The sequence below is a fragment of the Paenibacillus sp. AK121 genome (assembly GCF_019042715.1).
Classification (GTDB): Bacteria; Bacillota; Bacilli; order Paenibacillales; family Paenibacillaceae; genus Paenibacillus; species Paenibacillus polymyxa_C.
The window spans coordinates 1-18365 of record NZ_JAHPJM010000013.1; the positions used below are offsets into that span (position 1 = coordinate 1).

Here is an 18365-nt window from a genome sequence, read left to right on the forward strand (position 1 = left end):
GACTTGCATGTATTAGGCACGCCGCCAGCGTTCGTCCTGAGCCAGGATCAAACTCTCCATTAAAGACCAACCGAAGTCGGTTTATAGAAAGAGCGATTAGCTCATTTTGAAACTGACGAGATAAAATATCTCATTTTCGTTTCCATTTCATACAGCCAGATGGCATGTACCAAAATTTCAACGTTGGATTTTGTAAACAAAATCCGTACTCACTCGTTGTTCAGTTTTCAAAGATCAAATTCTTTTTCGCTGCGTTTTTCAGCAGCTATAAGATCATACCATGTTCATTTCAAAAATGCAAGGGTTATTTTCTTCTTTTTTTCTGAAGATCATTTCACCCTGTGGATTCTCTTTCGAAACGGCTGTTTTGTTGTCAGCTCAAATAATATACCATTTAGCTTTGCTAATTACCACAGGTAAATTATACAATTAATTATATATAACGATAGCATTTCGGTTTATACCTATTGTGTTTTTGGGCATCAAGATAGATCGCCAGACCTGACCTAGTTTGGTTGATGCTAAGAGCAATGAAATCGTTTAGTTTCAGGATAAGGACCGGTGCAAATTTGAAATTAGGACTTCTCTATTCGGTTTCATGCAAACTCCTCCCCCCTGACAGTTAAATAAACACACAAAAAAACGACCATAAGGTCGTTTTTTTCTAGTCTATGCTCTCTTTGGACGCATCCATAACATAATAGGAAGTAACGCCAGCGCCAGAATTCCTCCCGCATAAGAAAGTATGGAGTAGCTTGAATTTGCTACAATCATCCCAGACAGTGCTCCTCCCGACGCTCCTGCCAAAGCAATAAGTACATCCACCGCCCCCTGTACCTTAGCTTGATTAGATGTTGTCGTCGAATCTACGATCAAAGCGGTTCCGCTAATCAGTCCAAAATTCCACCCTATCCCTAAAAGAGAAAGCGCCACAATAAGCATAACCATGGAATCAGTGGGAGCCAACGCAGCTACTACGCCAGCGAGAAGTAACGTTACAGCCGAAGCCAGCGCCATCGCTATACGACCAATCTTATCGACAAGAATACCTGTAATCAGAGACGGAAGATACATAGCGCCAATATGAAAACCGATGACTAATCCTACTTCGCCAAGTCCATGTCCATGATGCTTCATATGTACGGGAGTCATCGTCATAATCGCAACCATGACAGTTTGAGTTATTATCATAATTAAAGCGCCAAGAGTAATTCCTTTTTTGCCATCACGAGTAGCTTCAAGATCAGAAGACGACTGGCTTCCTTGTGCCGCCTGATTCGCAACCGCTTTGGCTACCAATAAAGGATCTGGATGAAGAAGTAGCAATAATATTATGCCTGCTAGTGTATAGGCTACAGCCGCTAAAAGAAAAGGTCCCGCTAAACTGGGGACTCCAATGGATAACGCAAACTCTCCCGTAACGTTAACTAAGTTGGGACCGGCTACCGCTCCGATCGTTGTAAAGACCATAGCCATACTCGCAGCTGTTGCTCTCTGCTTTGAATTCGCGAGATCTGTACCGGCATAACGAGCCTGCAGGTTTGTAGCCGTTCCCGATCCATAAATAAGAAGGGAGACCAAAAGCAAGGTAATACTATTCATAAGAGCTGCAACAACGACACCGATCGCCCCAACTCCCCCTGCAATAAAACCGAGTCCCAACCCCATCCGTCGGCCAAATCTTTGGGAAAACCGACCAACGAGGAGCGCTGCAACCGCTGATCCAAGTGTAAATAGTGCTGTAGGAATCCCCGTGAACTTATCCGTACCCAGCATATCTTGCGCCAATAACGCACCCACGGTTACTCCGGCAGCCAGTCCGGCGCCTCCAAAAATTTGAGAGAAAATAACGGTGATAAGCGTACGACGATACAGTTTTTTTTGCTTATCTGAAGATTCCACATAGGAATTGATAAGCGCTTGCTTCTTCTGCGAAGCATTCGTCAAATTCATTAAGGCTAACATCCTCCCCTGATTCCCTTCAAAACAGTTATCTGTTTTTCATCAAAAAGTGACAAGCATTCCAATCTTCATGAGCCTGTCATTTCGTTAAGAATAAAGTCGTTCCAATCGTGAACACTCTTATCCAAGTGTCTAGCTTCGAAACCATGAGCTTGCAACAATTCAATAGCTCTAACCGCCATTAAGCAATACGGGCCTCTGCAATAAGCCACAATCTTCGAGTCGGCTGGCAACAAGGATAACTGCTCCGCTAATTCTTCAATTGGAACGGAAACAGCTCCCGGTATATGCGCAGTTTCATATTCATCTCGCGGCCGTACATCAAGAAGTGTGACTTCCCCTTTTTCCATCCGCATTGCCAATTCTTCCATTGTGACTCCTTCAACATCTGAGAATTGACCCAAAAATTGCTCCTTAATGTGCTGAACTTCAATTAACTGCTTTTCAGACAGGTCATACAGTGAATTTAAAAAGTGCAAAACAGATGAATCAGAAAGTTCATAATACACAAAGTTTCCCTGCTTTTTGGATTGAACCAACTTAGCCTGATATAGAGTTTGTAGATGCTGAGAAACATTGGCAACGGACATCGAAGTCATTTTAGATAGAACTTCAACTGATTTGGGTCCTTGTATGAGAATATCAAGAATTTCCAACCTTTTCGGGCTGGACAAGCATTTTCCGATCCGTGCGTATTCGGTGAAAAGACCATCTTTGAAATCTCGTTCGTTCACTATCAAACACCCCATTAATTAAACTATTCAATTAACTTCTTTAATTATAAAATTATAAATCTTCCTTTTTTTCATGTCAATTCTGAAATATATTCAGTTTTCACGCAAAAAAAGCCAGCTGCATGAGCTGGCAAAAATTCATTTTCCCCTTTATTCCACTATCAGACTGACTTCTCCCTGTAACTCCCCATCCGCTGAGGCTTGAAGCAACAGCTCACCAGCCACATTCCCGGATTGTACAATCACAAGACACCTTCCTCTGTGTGTTCGTCTCCCTTTCGCCTTGTAGGGTTCATCACTGGTGAGATCTCCATTGTCTATTCCAAGGATACGACCATCACCATGCAGTTCAAAGCTCAAATCAACATCCTGGTTGGGTACAACAATCCCATGTTGATCTATAACGGTTACTTCCACATGAGATATTTCATGCCCATCAGCAGGGAGAATCGCCCGATCAGCCTCCAATTTTAGTGCATAAGGAAGCCCGGCGGTGGTCAGTTCATGCTCACAAACTTGCTGATTCCCATTACGGCCTATAGCTCGGATTTTGCCTAGTGTATAGGGAAGTTCCCATAGGATTAAATGATTAGGGTAATCGGTCAACTTTCTCTCACCGTATGATTCCTCGTTCACGATCAATTCTACGCTCTCACAATTGGTAAAGGTAACCAATCGTATCAGTTTTCCTGCGTATTCAGGAAATGTCCAGTGATCTTCCATAGTCGGCGATTTCCAGTGCATTGTCCATGTGGGATTATATTCCGATTTCATATGATCGTTAAATACGGCTATGTGCACAACTGGCTGATCAGACCATAGACTTTGTTGGAGATAAGATACAGGTTTGCGGAACCCACATGTGTCGATCAGTCCGGAGGACCATCCTTTAGAGGGGTAGCTTGTTTCTCCCAAATAGTCTATTCCACTCCAAACAAATTGACCGATCACATAATCATGATTAGCAACATCAAACCAGGGATTCAGGGGTAAATAACCTTTAACCCGGTTATCTTTACCCCGATAGTATGGGAATGTCTCTGTTCCGAGGATAAGCGTATCCGGCATGGCTGCTCTATAGTGCTCATACCACTGTTCCTGATAGTTCAGCCCTAGCACATCCACTCGTTGTGCCAGCAGCTTGGTATGCTCCACCTTGGATTCAATCGGACCATCACGCAAGTTGATTGGTGTATTATGCGGCTCAAGCGCACAGGTAACAGGCCGGGTTGGGTCTTTTTTATGGCAAAAGGCAACGAGTTGCTCCAGCATGTTTAGCATGGACGGTTGACCTTGGTTCTCCACTTCATTACCAACACTCCACATCAAAACACTAGGATGATTCCTGTCTCTAACAAGCATGGCCTCCAGATCCTTTTCCCACCATTCATCATATAAATGCTCATAGGAGAGAGATTTCCATTTATCAAAAGCCTCATCAACCACAAAAAAACCCATCTGATCACATAAGTCTAATAGTTCGGGCGCCATAGGATTATGAGCAAAACGGATTGAGTTACAGCCCATTTCCTTCAGCTTCTCTAGCCTTCTCTTCATTGCTGTATCATGATAAGCAGCTCCCAGGCAGCCTAAATCATGGTGAATGCACACTCCCTTCAGCTTCAAGCTGCTTCCATTCAACAATAATCCTTTTTGAGAATCGAGGATCACTTTTCTTATACCAAAAGGGGTACGATAACGATCCACCTCAGTATTGTCGCAATAGATCGTCGTTTGGGCTTCATAGAGCACTGGATGGTCCGGTGACCATAATTCCAGCTCTAAAACTCGTGTTTTCTGCTCAATTTCCTCTGATTCTAAGCCTGCAAGGGTTACTCGGTTTTCAATTTTCCCTTTTAGTTGTCCCTGTGAATCCAATATTTCAGTCATAATCGTACACTCTACAGCATGCGCATAATGATTACTTACCTGGATTCTGGCACTCACCTTGGCTTCATCTGGTGAAATTTCAGGTGTGGTAATATAAGTGCCCCATTCGGTTATGTGAAGATAATCCGTATAAATCAGCCAGACATTACGATAAATACCGGCCCCTGAATACCATCTGTCAGGTGGAAGAAGCGTATTGTCCACTTTGACGGCAATTACGTTCTCCTCATCCCACCGAATATATGGAGTCAAATCATACTGAAAGCTAACATATCCATAGGGCCGCTTGCCCACAAAATGCCCATTGAGCCAAACCTCACTATTACTGTGAATGCCATCGAATTGTATGTATACGCGCTGTTTTGGAGAGGAGGGCTCCACATTAAAATGCTTTCTGTACCACCCGACGGACCACCTGGGCAAATAGGCTTGATTGCCGCCATACGGCATATGTGGATCAAACGATTTTTCAATACTCCAATCATGAGGGAGATGAAGGTCCCGCCAATGCCCATCGTTATAATCTGTCTTCTCAGCACCTGTGTAGTTGCCCTCTACGAATTTCCAATCTGTTCTGAGCGGCATAATCACTCTGCTTCCCATTATCTTGCCTCCATTTCATAAAGTAGATGAACGGATATAAACAACAATCTGGGATGATCATCATAGGTATGGTCTCGCTTACAATATTTCAAACACGGGGCGATCCTCGACAAAGTAGACGGGGAGCGTTGGAAATTGGAGGGAAAGTGTATCAGCAAGATACTTCATACCAGGCGCTTCACTCTCAGCATGTCCCAGCATGATAAGTGCTTTATTTTGCCCTTGATAGACAGCGTCTTTCACATATTCTGGTGTTTCCCATTCGGGCCCTTCACCAGCAATGATCAGGTCTACATTTTCATGTAGAAATAATGGTATGGCTAGTTCACCACCTCCCCTATATCCGACTAAGATTCCCACTCGTTCACACGGCATGGATACCTCGCCAGCTACTCGTACATAACGAATATGAAGTTTGGCTTTCATATATTCAGCGATCTCCTTAACTTCCATAGCCGGAATAGCCAAAATGGCGGAAGAGGGCTGCTGTTTCACAACGTAAGGATGCCAATCAAGCGCCTGAAGAAGTCCAACCATCACTCCATCTGGCTGATAACGGTGTATGGTGTCATGAAAACGATAAATCCCTAGGCCTGAGTCGGCGACCAGGCGAGATTTGTGCAAATAGACAGGATCATGTAGTAAACATTCCTGGATACCGTGATGGCTATAATACATACCTTCATGCGTAATAATAAAATTCGCGCCAAGCGAAATAGCTTGTTCTATTACATATTGTGACGCGCAGAAAGCGGTTACAATTCCTTGAATCTCAGTATCCCTAAGCTCTGGGTTAAGCAGATCTACGGTCGTATTGGGTATGTCTATTCCCTTTGTCAGATGAATCACCATCTGCCCCATAGTCATGATCATACATGTATCCCTCCCCATGAAAAATATGTATCAATTGTACCATTTTATTCTATCATGGGGCCTATTATTTCTAGCAAAACAGCCAGCTCCAAGGGAGCTAGCTGTTTTTGCGAATGCATCTATTTTTTTATTTCAGAACTCCCAAAATGGAGTCGATTCGCTCTTTTGCTCCTCGCCAAGATGCCATGACCGGGAATGCATATTGCTCTCTTGCTCTCAAATTCCATGGATGAGGAATACAAAGCACCTTCTTCCCGTCCTCCAGCGCAGGCACTAGATTATGGGGACCATCATCAATCAGGAGATCATAGTTAATCAGATTCTTTCGTTTACATGGGAAAAAATTCTCCATCGGAATGAATGGCATATGCCTCTGAAGCCAATTCCATTTCTCCACGACGGTTTTTGGTTCTGCCGCTGTCACAATAATGACATCAAAAGCATTGCAAAGCTTCTCCATTTCTTCTACAACATACTCGTCATACAGCTCAAGTTCCTCAAACAAACCCGGTCGTCCATAAAATACATCATGTGTGCTTTTGGGATGACGTAGATGATCGGTGTTCCAATCTAACATGTCTTCATAATGAAGCGGATGAGTGGGAAATTCACTATTGTTATGGTATATAGCCCGTTTGACGAGATGACAGATCGTATCGTCCATATCGACTGCTATGATTGGTTTTCTCATCATCCGCCCCTATCTATTCTGGTAAAAGTATTACGAGAATATCATACAACAATTTAATACCGGGGTGAAGCTTGACATGGGCTATACTGTCGGTTCCTCAGATGACTCCTGATAGCTAACCAAACATATTGTTAGGTTGGTTTATATTAAACAAAGCAATCATAAAAATCAGTTAGGTTTTATTTTAATATTTTAACTAAATTACCAACGTAAAAAATCAAGAAAACACATTATAATAGAGAGAAAATCCATCATAAAACCTTTAAAAATCACACTTTAATAAGAATTCCATACAGATATACTCCAAAAACAAAAATAAATTAAAAAAATCAATTGAATAACAAATTCACAAATGATAGAATAACGAAAAATAACTCCTTCAAAAATGGAAGCGCTTTATTATGTGTTTAGCTTACTGCTATTTACATACTTACATACCTACTCCACCTCTATATAGCAGGAAGTTGAATAATATATTTTAGGGAGGAATAAAAGTGAACGCATTGTTAAGAAAAGCATTATTCTCTGGACTCGCTGGTCTGCTTATCATGATTGGTTTGGGGGGATTCTTCTCCAAGGCGCAAGCTGCTTCAGGATTTTATGTAAGCGGTACCAAACTGTATGACTCTACAGGCAAGCCTTTCGTTATGAGAGGCGTCAATCATGCTCACACTTGGTACAAAAACGATCTTTATACTGCTATCCCAGCAATTGCCAAAACAGGTGCTAATACAGTCCGAATTGTCCTTTCTAACGGAAACCAGTACACCAAGGATGACATTAATTCCGTGAAAAATATTATCTCTCTCGTCTCCAACCATAAAATGATTGCTGTACTTGAAGTTCATGACGCTACAGGTAAAGACGACTATGCGTCTTTAGATGCAGCAGTGAATTACTGGATTAGTATAAAAGATGCTCTGATCGGCAAGGAAGATCGGGTTATCGTGAACATTGCGAACGAATGGTATGGCTCTTGGAATGGAGGCGGTTGGGCAGATGGGTATAAGCAAGCGATTCCCAAGCTAAGAAACGCAGGTATCAAAAATACGCTCATCGTCGATTGTGCAGGCTGGGGACAATATCCTCAATCTATCAATGACTTCGGTAAATCTGTATTTGCAGCTGATGCTTTGAAGAATACGGTATTCTCCATTCATATGTATGAGTTTGCTGGTAAAGATGTTCAAACGGTTCGAACCAATATTGATAACGTTCTGAATCAAGGGCTCCCTTTGATTATTGGTGAATTTGGCGGTTACCATCAGGGAGCAGACGTCGACGAGACAGAAATCATGAGATACGGCCAATCTAAAAGCGTAGGCTGGTTAGCCTGGTCCTGGTATGGCAATAGCTCCAACCTTAATTATCTTGATCTTGTGACAGGGCCTAACGGCAATCTGACCGATTGGGGTCGCACCGTGGTAGAGGGAGCGAACGGGATCAAAGAAACATCGAAAAAAGCCGGTATCTTCTAAAAAGACAATAGGAATATAAAAAGGCTCATGGTTGAACGACCATGAGCTATCTATTTTTAATACTTTGTACTAAACTCTTCGCTGAGCGCTTCTGATCTTGCACTCCCTGATTTACATGGTGATTTTAATTTCATACACAGGTACGATGCTGACCGTGCCAATATCCGCGATTCGTTCCTCCGCAGTCTCTTTCCAGCCAGCCATGGTCGTATTGCTGTTTAGAACCTTGCCCTTTCGAATTGGAGCAACGTATACGTACATCCCTCGCTCGATAAGCCGATGTTCAAATGATTTCAAACCTATTTCCCAGGTTGTGTGGTTACAGAAATTATCGTGAATCAGTTCACCGTCAATAAATGCATAACCAATGTCTCCCGTATAATCGATACGCAACAGAGCCTCTTTGATCCCATTGAGGGCATTTATTTCGAAATCAAGAACGAATTTATCATGGTTCACCCTTTTCAGATTAAATTGTATTTCTTTCTTAGGAACCCTTAACAGATACGTTGTAAATAATTCACTTTCTGTTGTTGCAAACAACTCTCCACCAGATATAGATGTGATTGAGTCGTCAAAATCCGGGAATACACTCAGTGCTACAATCTCCTGATCTGTTGATTCCAGTCTTATCTCATCTTCGGATACAAGTAAATTGGCACTCGTCAAGATAACTCTGTGCCGACCTTGCAGGTTAACCTTCCAAAACTCCAAGCTTTGTTCATCAGTCATCGTGTAGATGGCGACTTTTAAGCCACTTTCAAATACCAGGCGGATAAGACTCTCTTCCTCTTCAGCAATCTGAATGATCGTATTCCCATCCAATTGTTCTATCGAACCTTTGTCGATTGTGGCACTGATGATATCTTTTGACTCCAATGCATACGTTCCTTTCATCCCGTCCGGTACAAAGAAAAAATAATATATTTCTCCTTCTTCTTCTATCCTTGTTATCAGTTGTGCTGTTGCATATTTGAGCTTTATTCCATCCAAATTGAGGTTAAATGGCAATATAGCGAAGCTATCACGTCCTAACGTTAGTTCACCTTGACTAGGGATTACAATCGTTTCCTCAGCCAGCTCGATGCTTACATTAAAATCGTACAGGTCATGATTTTCAACATGGTCCTGGAAATTATTTAGAAACAGGTAGCCCGACCCGGCACTGGAGCGCACCGCATATCGTAAGGTATCCACATCATAAGGGTCCATTCGGGACGTGTCCTCTGGCAGTATAGTCTTCGTCAGAGAGAATTGCTTTTGGAATGTTGAAAGAAAATAATGCTGCAGCTTTGTTCTTCGGTATGACTCCCTGATCTGACCAAATTCTCCGATCATGGCATTAAAATCATAGGATATTTTAGGCGTAGCCAGATCGTTTGTGAACGGGTTAACCTTACCTCGAGGATTGGAACCCCCATGATACATATAGTATCCGATCAGGTTACAGCCTTCTGCAACCTTCATGACTGTCATCGCTGGAACACTACGATAAGGAAATGCAAACCGGTATTTATAAAACTGAACCATGCCGCCACCCATTTCGCAGCAAGCGTACGGATAGTCTTCAGGGGCGTATAGGGGCTCAAAATTGTAGCTCTTCGGAATCTTGTTATTATGCTTATCTCGGAAAATGTATTCCGGTGTCGCAGGATGCTCGTCCTTCCCCTCCAAACGTCCCTCTTCGTAATAGATCCACGGCCAGTAGGCATACCCGCCCCATAATGGCAGCATATCAGGAACAGGCGTTGTCGCTCCTCCCCAGCCTGTGCATGTATAGATCGGGGTATCAATCCCTGCTTCCAAAGCTATTTCTTTAAGCTTTAACATATGTGAATTACCGTCACTCCCAGAGTTTAACCACGTATCATTAATCCCTACAGTCAATCCCCACTGAGCAGAGGAATGATGATGCTCGTTTTCGATTTGGGTGCCGATGATCGGCCCACCCTCCTTATATAACAGCCCTTTAACCTGAATACCGATTTCGTTATACATTCTTCTTGTATAGAACAGATACCCCTCATCATTAGAACGAACCTCAAATGGGCGGCCGAATAGCCAATCCGGTATACCGCCGTTTCGGATTTCGCCATGATTGAAGGGGCCGATCCGGATAATGACATATAGCTGATGTTTGCCGCACAACTCAATGAAATGACGGAGGTTTTTGTTTCCACTCCAATTAAAAATACCTTCAACTTCTTCATGTAGATTCCAAAAGATATAAGTAGCAATAATATTGACGCCACCCATTTTTATTTTAATAATTTCGTCTTCCCAATAGCGTTCATCATAGCGTGTATAATGGAATTCACCACAAATCCCGAAAAAAGGCTCTCCATCCTTCTCCATAAAATAGTTGGTGAATCCGATTTGTTCTCCCTTTGGGTTGGTGCCGCCAAGTTTAAGATGTCCTTTCACAATCTGCTTGTGATCATCTTGGACCGTAATTCGATAGTTTCTCATGAAGTTCACTCCCCTCACTCATTCATATTGAATGACACCGGCTATCTTAGAGACAACAGGTTGGCTAAGAAAGAAACTCTAATCTGAATTTAGGATAAATTGGTTCCACTTGCGCTGCCAGGCTATATCATTCCAGAATGGATGATGCGGAGCACAGTTGGAGCAGAGGGTCATTCCCCAAAACCCTAGTGCCATTCCTTTTCGCAATACATATTCGGCTATATATTTACCAACTGGACCTTCTTCAAATTGGGCATACAGCGGCGTATAGCCTACATAACCTTCTCCTATGACAATTGGAATACCGGAATGACGGGTCCATTCATGAATCTCTTCCAATCGGGAGTCGGCCTTCTGCAACATGGCCATTTTATGATCCCCATACCGATCGTACAAAAATAAATCCCATTGATCCGGATCTACCCAGTCGTGCAAATAAATAAGCCTCATGCCAACGGGGTTGCCTTCCATCCGCCAATTCTGCTCTGGAGGAAGAATCCATTCTGCAAATGGAGGGGCTTCTTCCCTCAATAGGGATTGGACGAATGGATTGGGGAACGGAGCCAGCTCATCATCAAGCCCTGCCGCTTCCATAAGCTCATTCAGCACCCCTTTAATATAAAGATGAAAATGGGCCACCTGCATATTGCGCGCCACGTAAGCTTTGGGGTAGGCTTCATTTAACGTATAGCTGGCTGTCATCATCATATCTGGATGGCATTGGCGAAGATATTCAATCGCTTCTTCTACATAGGGCTGCATTGCTTCAACAAGCGCTGGTATGTTCGTTTCCGCTATGCCCACAGACGTTCCGACAGCGTTTAACTGCCCAAATTCCACTTCGTTATGCAACTCTGTATAGACAATCCGATCCCTATAGCCTTCTGCTGTAACAAAACGAATCAACTGATCCATTGATTTGGCAATGGCCATGAATCTTTCCTTAGGAGGGATCGCAGCTAATTCATCTCTAAGCTCAGTATGAGCCAGGAAGGTCGGACTCTGCTGATATTCCCAAGAGGATAATATAATGTAACAGTTGTGTGCCTTCGCCTGTCTAAACAGCTCGAGCAAATGAGCATGCCCATCCAGCACTGCGCCGCCCCGACAGTTATACCAGCGCGTACGCTGGCCCACTTTCCCAAGGCTCGCAAACTCCAAGGAGCCAGTACGTTTGCCATCCGCCGTAAACAACATGAAGGGCATGGCGCATATTCGGATCGTATTGTAGCCTCTTTCGACTGCTTCCTGAAAACGAGCTTCCAGATCGCTGTAGGGCTCCCCCTCCTGGGTCATGGTGTACCAAGAGAAGTCCCACATCGTAATCGTCAATTTGTGCGGTACATTTCTCATCAGACTACTCATGTGATCTCTCCTCCCAGCCCCAGTCCATAGGGTTCAATGCTCTTTAATTCACTAGCCTTCCGCAGCCCTTCTACAGCCTGTTCAATCTGTACAGTTCTCTTCACGCTCAACTCATCACTCCCTCATAGTCACTCTTATACAAAAGCTTACAAGTAAGCGATATTACAGACAATTGACAATCCACTGTTTATGATGGACTATATACGTATTTCATCATTAGAGCCGCCTACGGCTGGGAGATAAATAAATTATGAATAAGAAAGCTGATGAATATGAGCGTAAAAAGGTATATGTCCTTCCACCCTACATGCTGAATAAATTAAAAACAAATCCGCTTACAAAAAATTTATATATTACGGATATAGGCTGCTTCAGCCATGCCCGCCATCATTTTCGCGAAAGAACACACGGCTGTGACTCTCATATATTCATTTACTGTGCGAGTGGACAAGGCTGGATACGGACCAAGGATAACCTAACCATTGTCCTGAAAGAGCGGAGCTTTGCGTACATTCCCAGGGACATGCCGCATGCTTATGGGGCTGACGATGAAGATTCATGGACAATTTACTGGTTTCATCTTCAAGGGGATCAAATGGATGATTTTATGGCGTTGTTTGAGCCGTTTAAAATGTATATTTCAATGGCCGCCAGTGATGAAATCAAACTGCTGGAGCTATTTCATCAGTGTTACGACCTTTTACTGAACAAATCATACTCCATGATACATTTGGTACAAGTGTCGCAAACCATCCGTTATCTGCTAAGTTTTGTTGTATCTGTTGCATCTCGCAAGGAAGACAGTATATACCAGAGCCATGTCGATAAGGTCACACGTTATATGGGAGAACAATTGGAATCTACCGTTTCACTTGATGAGCTGAGCCGGCATGTTCAGGTATCCAAGCAGCATTTAAACTTGATATTCAAGCAATCAACCGGCTACTCTCCTGTCGATTACTATTTAAGAATGAAAATTCAGAGGGCCAGTCAGCTTTTGGATTTAACGAATGCTTCTATTAAAGAAATCAGCATACAACTTGGTTTTAGGGACCCTTATTACTTCTCCAGGCTATTCAAAAAAATAATGGGCTGCTCTCCTCTGGATTACCGACATAATTTAAAGGGCTAATTCATAGATGATCTTCCCCCTACACGGATCATTTACGGATCAAAGAGCAAGGTCTATACTTAAGTTCAAAAAAGGAAGTTTTGTATGCTCCTAACGTTGAATCGAAGACTAAATGCAGCTATGCCGCTAATTACACCCATCAGCATTCTAATCGGCGTCCTCATCGGTACGCCGTTGTCCCAATATACCGAGCTTTCTCCCTGGCTGTTTGCATTCATGACCTTCGCGGGCAGTATCGGTATGGGGTTCAAGGATTTTATCCATGTGATCAAGCATCCTGGTCCGCTGATTGCCTGTCTGTTTATTCTTCACCTAGCCATGCCGCTTCTCGCCATGATGCTTGGGCATCTGGCTTTCAATGATGATCCTTATACGATTACTGGACTGATTCTTGGCGCGGCTATCCCTACCGGCATTTCCAGCTTTGTGTGGGTCAGTATCTACAAAGGCAATACAGCGCTGACCTTGGCGATCATTCTTATTGATACAATTTTGGCCCCGTTCGCCGTACCCGGCATCATGTCTCTGTTGATCGGAGCGAATGTGCAGCTTGATACCTGGGCGATGATGCAGAGCCTGTTCTGGATGATTGTCGTTCCTTCACTAGTTGGCATGGTGTTGAACGAATCGACCAAAGGAAAGATTAAGCAGGTGTGGGGACCTCGGCTGGGCCCGTTCTCCAAGCTCGCCATGGCTCTTGTCGTCATGATTAACGGATCTGTCATCGCACCTTACCTGGTCGATTTTAATCTCAAGCTTGTTGGAGTATGCGTCTCCATCATTATCCTTGCCTCCACAGGGTATGCGATAGGTTACCTCATATCTGGGCTGATGCGGTGGAATAATGCAGACCGTACGGCGCTTGTCTTTAACGGCGGCATGCGCAATATTAGCGCGGGGGCTGTGCTTGCCATTACCTACTTCCCGGCTCCGGTAGCGCTGCCCGTTGTACTCGGAATGATTTTCCAGCAGTCCACGGCATCTCTGGTCGGATTTCTGCTGAGTCGTCGCGACCGCGCCAACGCTAAGAATAAGCGCAGTACGGTCTCTGCTTCTTAAAATCGAAGCGGTTCTAATTATCAATAAAAAAGCCGCCAATATGGCGGCTTCTTTATGATTACCTGTATCAATCCTCACTCATTACCTTATTTAGTTTTTCATAAACAGACAATAAGGACTCTCTTTCTTCTTCGGTTAGGTTTTCAAATAGTTTTCTTCTAAGCTTTCGTCCTTCTTCCTGCGCTTTATTTAGCATTTCGTCACCAGCATCAGTTATTTGCAGGTACACAATCCGCCGGTGCTCCCGCTATAATTCTAAGACATTTGTTCAACTCACGGTTCTGCGCTGATCACTTAATTTTCTTATTAAAAATATACGGTAGCACCTCTAGCAACTGTCCGCGTGTAATGGGATCATCAAAATTCCATATACTATCCACAAAATGAGTCTTACTGCTACTTAGATCGGCTAAAGCCGCGATATGTGGACAGTGAGCAACGGTTTGCAATTCCTGGCGAGAAGCCAAGACGAAATTACGGTCTCCCGCATAGTGATTCATTTGATGCTGCTGAATTTCTATCCATGCTTGCCCTTGCTCGATTAGGTGCATCACATTGGCAGAAGGACGAAAGCCAAGAGATTCATACAAGGTGGCAGCCAATCCGCTCTGGCCCATAATATAAAGTTTTGCACCAAACTTGAGATAAACAGTAGCTGTCTCCCCAGCAACATAAGCCTCTGCTAATTGCCTGCGTACCCATCTTACTTTGTTCTCATATCTGGTAATCCACTTCTCCGCCGCTTTACTACGTTCAACTAGTTTAGCAATATACCGTAACCGCTCAAATAGTCTAAACTTACTGTTCAATATAACAGTAGGAGCAATCGCATCTAGTTTCTGCAAATCTTGTTCAGGATGAACATAGCTAAGCAATAATAACTCCGGCTGCAATTGTGCAATTTTATCTGGATCTGCCCAATGCCCGATATTATGAATATTTCGCAACTTATTGTGATAAATCACGTTATCTTTCATGATAGAGATGGCCGCTCCTATAGGGGGCATGGCTAAAACGAGTAATTCTCCAAGCGTAAATTTGCCATCAGTCACGATACGTGTTGTATCTTTGGGAATATGAATCTTTCTGCCAAATGAATCGATAACTGTTTTTTGCCCAGTACGAAGATGAATATTCTCATACTCACGCGGGGTTTGTCCAGTTAATTTATGAAAGCACCGGCTGAAATAGTATTCATCTTTAAACCCAATTTGTCGAGATATTTTGCCCAATGTCTCGGTGGAATTACACAGAAGTCTTTTTGCGTGGTTTATACGTAATTGGACCAAATAATCATTTGGCTTTTTGCCGGTCACTATTTTAAACTTTTGACTATATTGCCACCTGACCATTCCAGCCATGTTAGCAAGTTTTTCAACTGTTAAGTCCTCATCATAATGCTGTTCCATATACTGTACGGTTTGTTGAACCAAGTTTATCTTTTCATTGTTCTGCAACTGGGAAACTTGCTCATCGAACTGAGCCATCAACCCCAGAATGAGCTGAAGTCTACCTTGCATCATAGCCATTTCTGATGTGGATAGAGAGGAACAACATTGGTTACTTGTCCATGCTTCATTTCCTAATACTCGATTGACTTGAGAAATCAACAGATTATAGGGGTAACCACAAAGCAAAGGTGGATGAGCAACCGGATTCAAAGTCATTCCTTCTACTTTAAAGGTTTCAAAGGTAAAGCGTGCAAGCTGTGCCTCTTTGTTACTTGATTCCATAGTGTAGCGTTGTACAGGCAAAACCAGAATGCAGCTTCCTTGTCGCAGATCGATTGCAATATTGTCTACATACAGCCGTATGCCGTGACTGAGTGCTATCAATAATGTGCATAAACTCGTTTCATTGTCATTCATTCCCTCATTGTGGCCGTTCGCTGGAATTACCTGGTCAACTTGAAACCTATCATAGTGTTGCAGCCTAATATACAGGGGTGCTAGATTCATAAGCAACTCTCCAACAACTGAAAATGAGAATCATTATCGTTATTGTAACATATAATGACCTGCTTTCAACTATAACTATAGTTCAGCTTTAATAGTTGGAGTATGTGCTATTTTAGAAAACTAGCGATATAAAGAACTGAATGTGCCAAAATAAGTCCTTACTGTTGGTCCATCCATTGTGGCATCTGTTTAAACAATTGCTCCAAAGCTAACAAATTATCTGTATTCCATTCACTGGGAACAACATGAACATTTCCCTTTTGAACTGCAGGCAAAGTTGCCCATATCGGTCTTTGTAGCAGTCGGTCAGCTTCTGTTTTACTTTCACTATCATCTTGTACAACTACAAACAAATGATCACCAGCAAATTCTGAAAGCACTTCTTCTGAAATATTAACGAAAGACACGCCTTCTTTATCAAGAATATTCTTCTGTACAGCTGGTGGGACGGCAAAACCGTTTTCCCCATAAATAATAGCACCCAGACTACGATTGCCCATAACATAAAGTGTTTTACCCAACTGGTAGAAAATTGTTGCTGTCTCCCCGTCTGCTAATTGAAACTTATCAAACATTTCTTTCGACTGTGCTTTAAACTTAGCAATCATTTGAGCTGCCTCTTTCTGTTTGCCAAAGATATTTCCAATCTCCTTTACACGTTCTGTATAAGGAAGAGCTGGGTTAAAGGGGATAGTAGTAGCAATTTTCGACAATGCCTCATTATGATCTGCTTCTGCCTTGTAATAACCATTAATAATCAGATCGGGTTTTAAACTCAGAATCGTCTCTAAGTCACCAGGATTTCCAACATCAACGATTCCTTCAAATCTACCTTCATAGTAACTAGGAGTATCTTGGGGAAGGTTATTACCGACAATTGGAATATCCATCGCCAAGAAATCACCAATTGTCTGGCCAATATAAACAACTCGTTTTGGATCTGCAGGTATTTCAACCTGTTCACCTGTTATTGTTGTATATTGAACAGTTTTCTCACTTTCCTCTTTCTGTTTATCAGACACGCTGCTATTAGCATTAGAAGTACTGCATGCCGATATTATCAACAACAGGAGGAAACTCCCTAACCAGAGTATAATTTGCTTTCCACGTTGTTTCTTCACACTTGTTGCCCCTTTCCTTCTCTCTATTAATTGAAAATGGTTATCATTTACGGCATTATTATAGGTAGTGTGAAAAGGGGAAACAATGAAAAAAAAACAAAAGTTTGCTTGGATAAATGTCAATGATCGTATTATTATCTCAACCCAACTACTAGCAGCCATCCCCGCCTTTGGACATAAGCTCTGTACACGAGCCAAGCGATAGTTCGTAATGATAAGGTCGCCTTGTAACCCTCCCCACAGAACATTGAGAAGCTGTTCAACTATTCTGCCCGTTAGTTCAATAAAAAGGTCATTCCCTCGCCTTCGCTTAAGCTACGTACTCTGAAAATCACCGACTAATTCATTGAACCTCTTAAGAATCATCTGAGTTTTTGGTGGTAGTTGCAATTGTTCCCCAAACGAAAAATCTTATTTTAAAGATAATTTCTATTGAGTAATTCCACTGAAGGGAGCAATACATTAAAATAAAAAGTATTTTTTTCGGTTAGAAGTTTATTTTCTTCCAGTCAGTCTCACATTTTTTTTCGTATGTTATAAAACCTTCAGTCGAAAACCTTTTTTCAAGCGCCTTACTAGCCTCATATTTACTACAATCTTTTTCTACATAAATTTCATCTTGTAAAAATAATATAAATATAGAACTAGACGCACCGTTATTAGCCAAATACAAACCCAATAATTCGTTGTATTGAGTACTAAAAAACAAATCTATATGCTCTATTCTGAGTTTAATATTTTCCTTAGATTCAACCAATCCTTCATAACTTGCAAATAGATTAAAATCATCCAAATCATAAATTCTATTCACTGAGATTAACGGATTCATGCCTCTTATATACAGGCCTATAACATTGCCATCCTCTTTCTCAAGGAAAAGGACATGGTCTAATCTCTCATTATCCTCATCATCATGTAAATAAATAATATTTGAGATTTCTTTTTGCTCGAAAAAATAATCAAACTTCTTTGTAAAAGATATTATATAGTTATTCATAGTCGTCCTCACTCTCCAATCAAATCTAATTCA

At 42.3% G+C, this 18365-nt stretch carries 14 protein-coding genes and 1 rRNA gene; 3 read left to right on the forward strand and 12 right to left on the reverse strand.

What is annotated here, in order from left to right:
• The 6 genes from KSP24_RS20155 to KSP24_RS20180 form a co-directional block, all read right to left on the reverse strand.
• Positions 1-63, reverse strand: a 16S ribosomal RNA gene (locus tag KSP24_RS20155); the annotation flags it as partial.
• Between the two features lie 606 nt (positions 64-669).
• A complete protein-coding gene (locus KSP24_RS20160) occupies positions 670-1953 on the reverse strand; it encodes an MFS transporter (protein WP_216976395.1) in 1284 nt (427 codons plus the stop codon).
• A gap of 77 nt (positions 1954-2030) precedes the next feature.
• Positions 2031-2696 carry an ArsR/SmtB family transcription factor gene (locus KSP24_RS20165; protein WP_216976397.1) on the reverse strand — a complete coding sequence of 222 codons (666 nt, stop codon included), beginning with the start codon at positions 2694-2696 and terminating at the stop codon, positions 2031-2033.
• 150 nt (positions 2697-2846) lie between these two features.
• Positions 2847-5189 carry a glycoside hydrolase family 2 TIM barrel-domain containing protein gene (locus tag KSP24_RS20170; protein ID WP_216976399.1) on the reverse strand — a complete coding sequence of 781 codons (2343 nt, stop codon included), beginning with the start codon at positions 5187-5189 and terminating at the stop codon, positions 2847-2849.
• 78 nt (positions 5190-5267) lie between these two features.
• Positions 5268-6062, reverse strand: coding sequence for a Nif3-like dinuclear metal center hexameric protein (locus KSP24_RS20175; protein ID WP_216976401.1), 795 nt, complete (start codon positions 6060-6062; stop codon positions 5268-5270).
• A 127-nt stretch (positions 6063-6189) separates the two neighbouring features.
• Positions 6190-6753 (reverse strand): 5' nucleotidase, NT5C type, encoded by a 564-nt coding sequence (locus tag KSP24_RS20180; RefSeq protein ID WP_025675578.1) that lies wholly within the window; start codon positions 6751-6753, stop codon positions 6190-6192.
• 494 nt (positions 6754-7247) lie between these two features.
• Between KSP24_RS20180 and KSP24_RS20185 the strand changes: the two genes are divergently transcribed.
• The gene (locus KSP24_RS20185; protein WP_216976403.1) at positions 7248-8231 is read left to right on the forward strand and encodes a glycoside hydrolase family 5 protein; all 984 of its coding nucleotides are present in this window, start codon (positions 7248-7250) and stop codon (positions 8229-8231) included.
• A gap of 111 nt (positions 8232-8342) precedes the next feature.
• On the opposite strand, the gene KSP24_RS20190 is transcribed toward KSP24_RS20185, so the two are convergent.
• Together KSP24_RS20190 and KSP24_RS20195 are read right to left on the reverse strand one after the other, a co-directional pair.
• Positions 8343-10700 (reverse strand): beta-galactosidase, encoded by a 2358-nt coding sequence (locus KSP24_RS20190; RefSeq protein WP_216976405.1) that lies wholly within the window; start codon positions 10698-10700, stop codon positions 8343-8345.
• Positions 10701-10778: 78 nt separating this feature from the next.
• Positions 10779-12065, reverse strand: coding sequence for a cellulase-like family protein (locus KSP24_RS20195; protein WP_216976407.1), 1287 nt, complete (start codon positions 12063-12065; stop codon positions 10779-10781).
• Positions 12066-12315: 250 nt separating this feature from the next.
• On the opposite strand from KSP24_RS20195, the gene KSP24_RS20200 reads away from it, so the two are divergent.
• Entirely contained in the window at positions 12316-13197 is an 882-nt protein-coding gene (locus tag KSP24_RS20200) for an AraC family transcriptional regulator (RefSeq protein ID WP_216976409.1), read from the forward strand.
• A gap of 84 nt (positions 13198-13281) precedes the next feature.
• Positions 13282-14256 carry a bile acid:sodium symporter family protein gene (locus KSP24_RS20205; RefSeq protein ID WP_216976410.1) on the forward strand — a complete coding sequence of 325 codons (975 nt, stop codon included), beginning with the start codon at positions 13282-13284 and terminating at the stop codon, positions 14254-14256.
• A gap of 67 nt (positions 14257-14323) precedes the next feature.
• On the opposite strand, the gene KSP24_RS20210 is transcribed toward KSP24_RS20205, so the two are convergent.
• The 4 genes from KSP24_RS20210 to KSP24_RS20225 form a co-directional block, all read right to left on the reverse strand.
• On the reverse strand, positions 14324-14485 hold the full coding sequence (locus KSP24_RS20210) for a hypothetical protein (RefSeq protein ID WP_014599449.1): 162 nt from the start codon (positions 14483-14485) through the stop codon (positions 14324-14326).
• Between the two features lie 61 nt (positions 14486-14546).
• Positions 14547-16214 carry an AraC family transcriptional regulator gene (locus tag KSP24_RS20215; RefSeq protein ID WP_216976412.1) on the reverse strand — a complete coding sequence of 556 codons (1668 nt, stop codon included), beginning with the start codon at positions 16212-16214 and terminating at the stop codon, positions 14547-14549.
• Positions 16215-16372: 158 nt separating this feature from the next.
• Positions 16373-17335, reverse strand: coding sequence for an ABC transporter substrate-binding protein (locus KSP24_RS20220; RefSeq protein WP_216976414.1), 963 nt, complete (start codon positions 17333-17335; stop codon positions 16373-16375).
• Between the two features lie 487 nt (positions 17336-17822).
• Complete coding sequence (locus KSP24_RS20225) at positions 17823-18332, reverse strand: hypothetical protein (RefSeq protein WP_216976416.1); 510 nt, start codon at positions 18330-18332, stop codon at positions 17823-17825.
• Between the last annotated feature and the right edge of the window lie 33 nt (positions 18333-18365).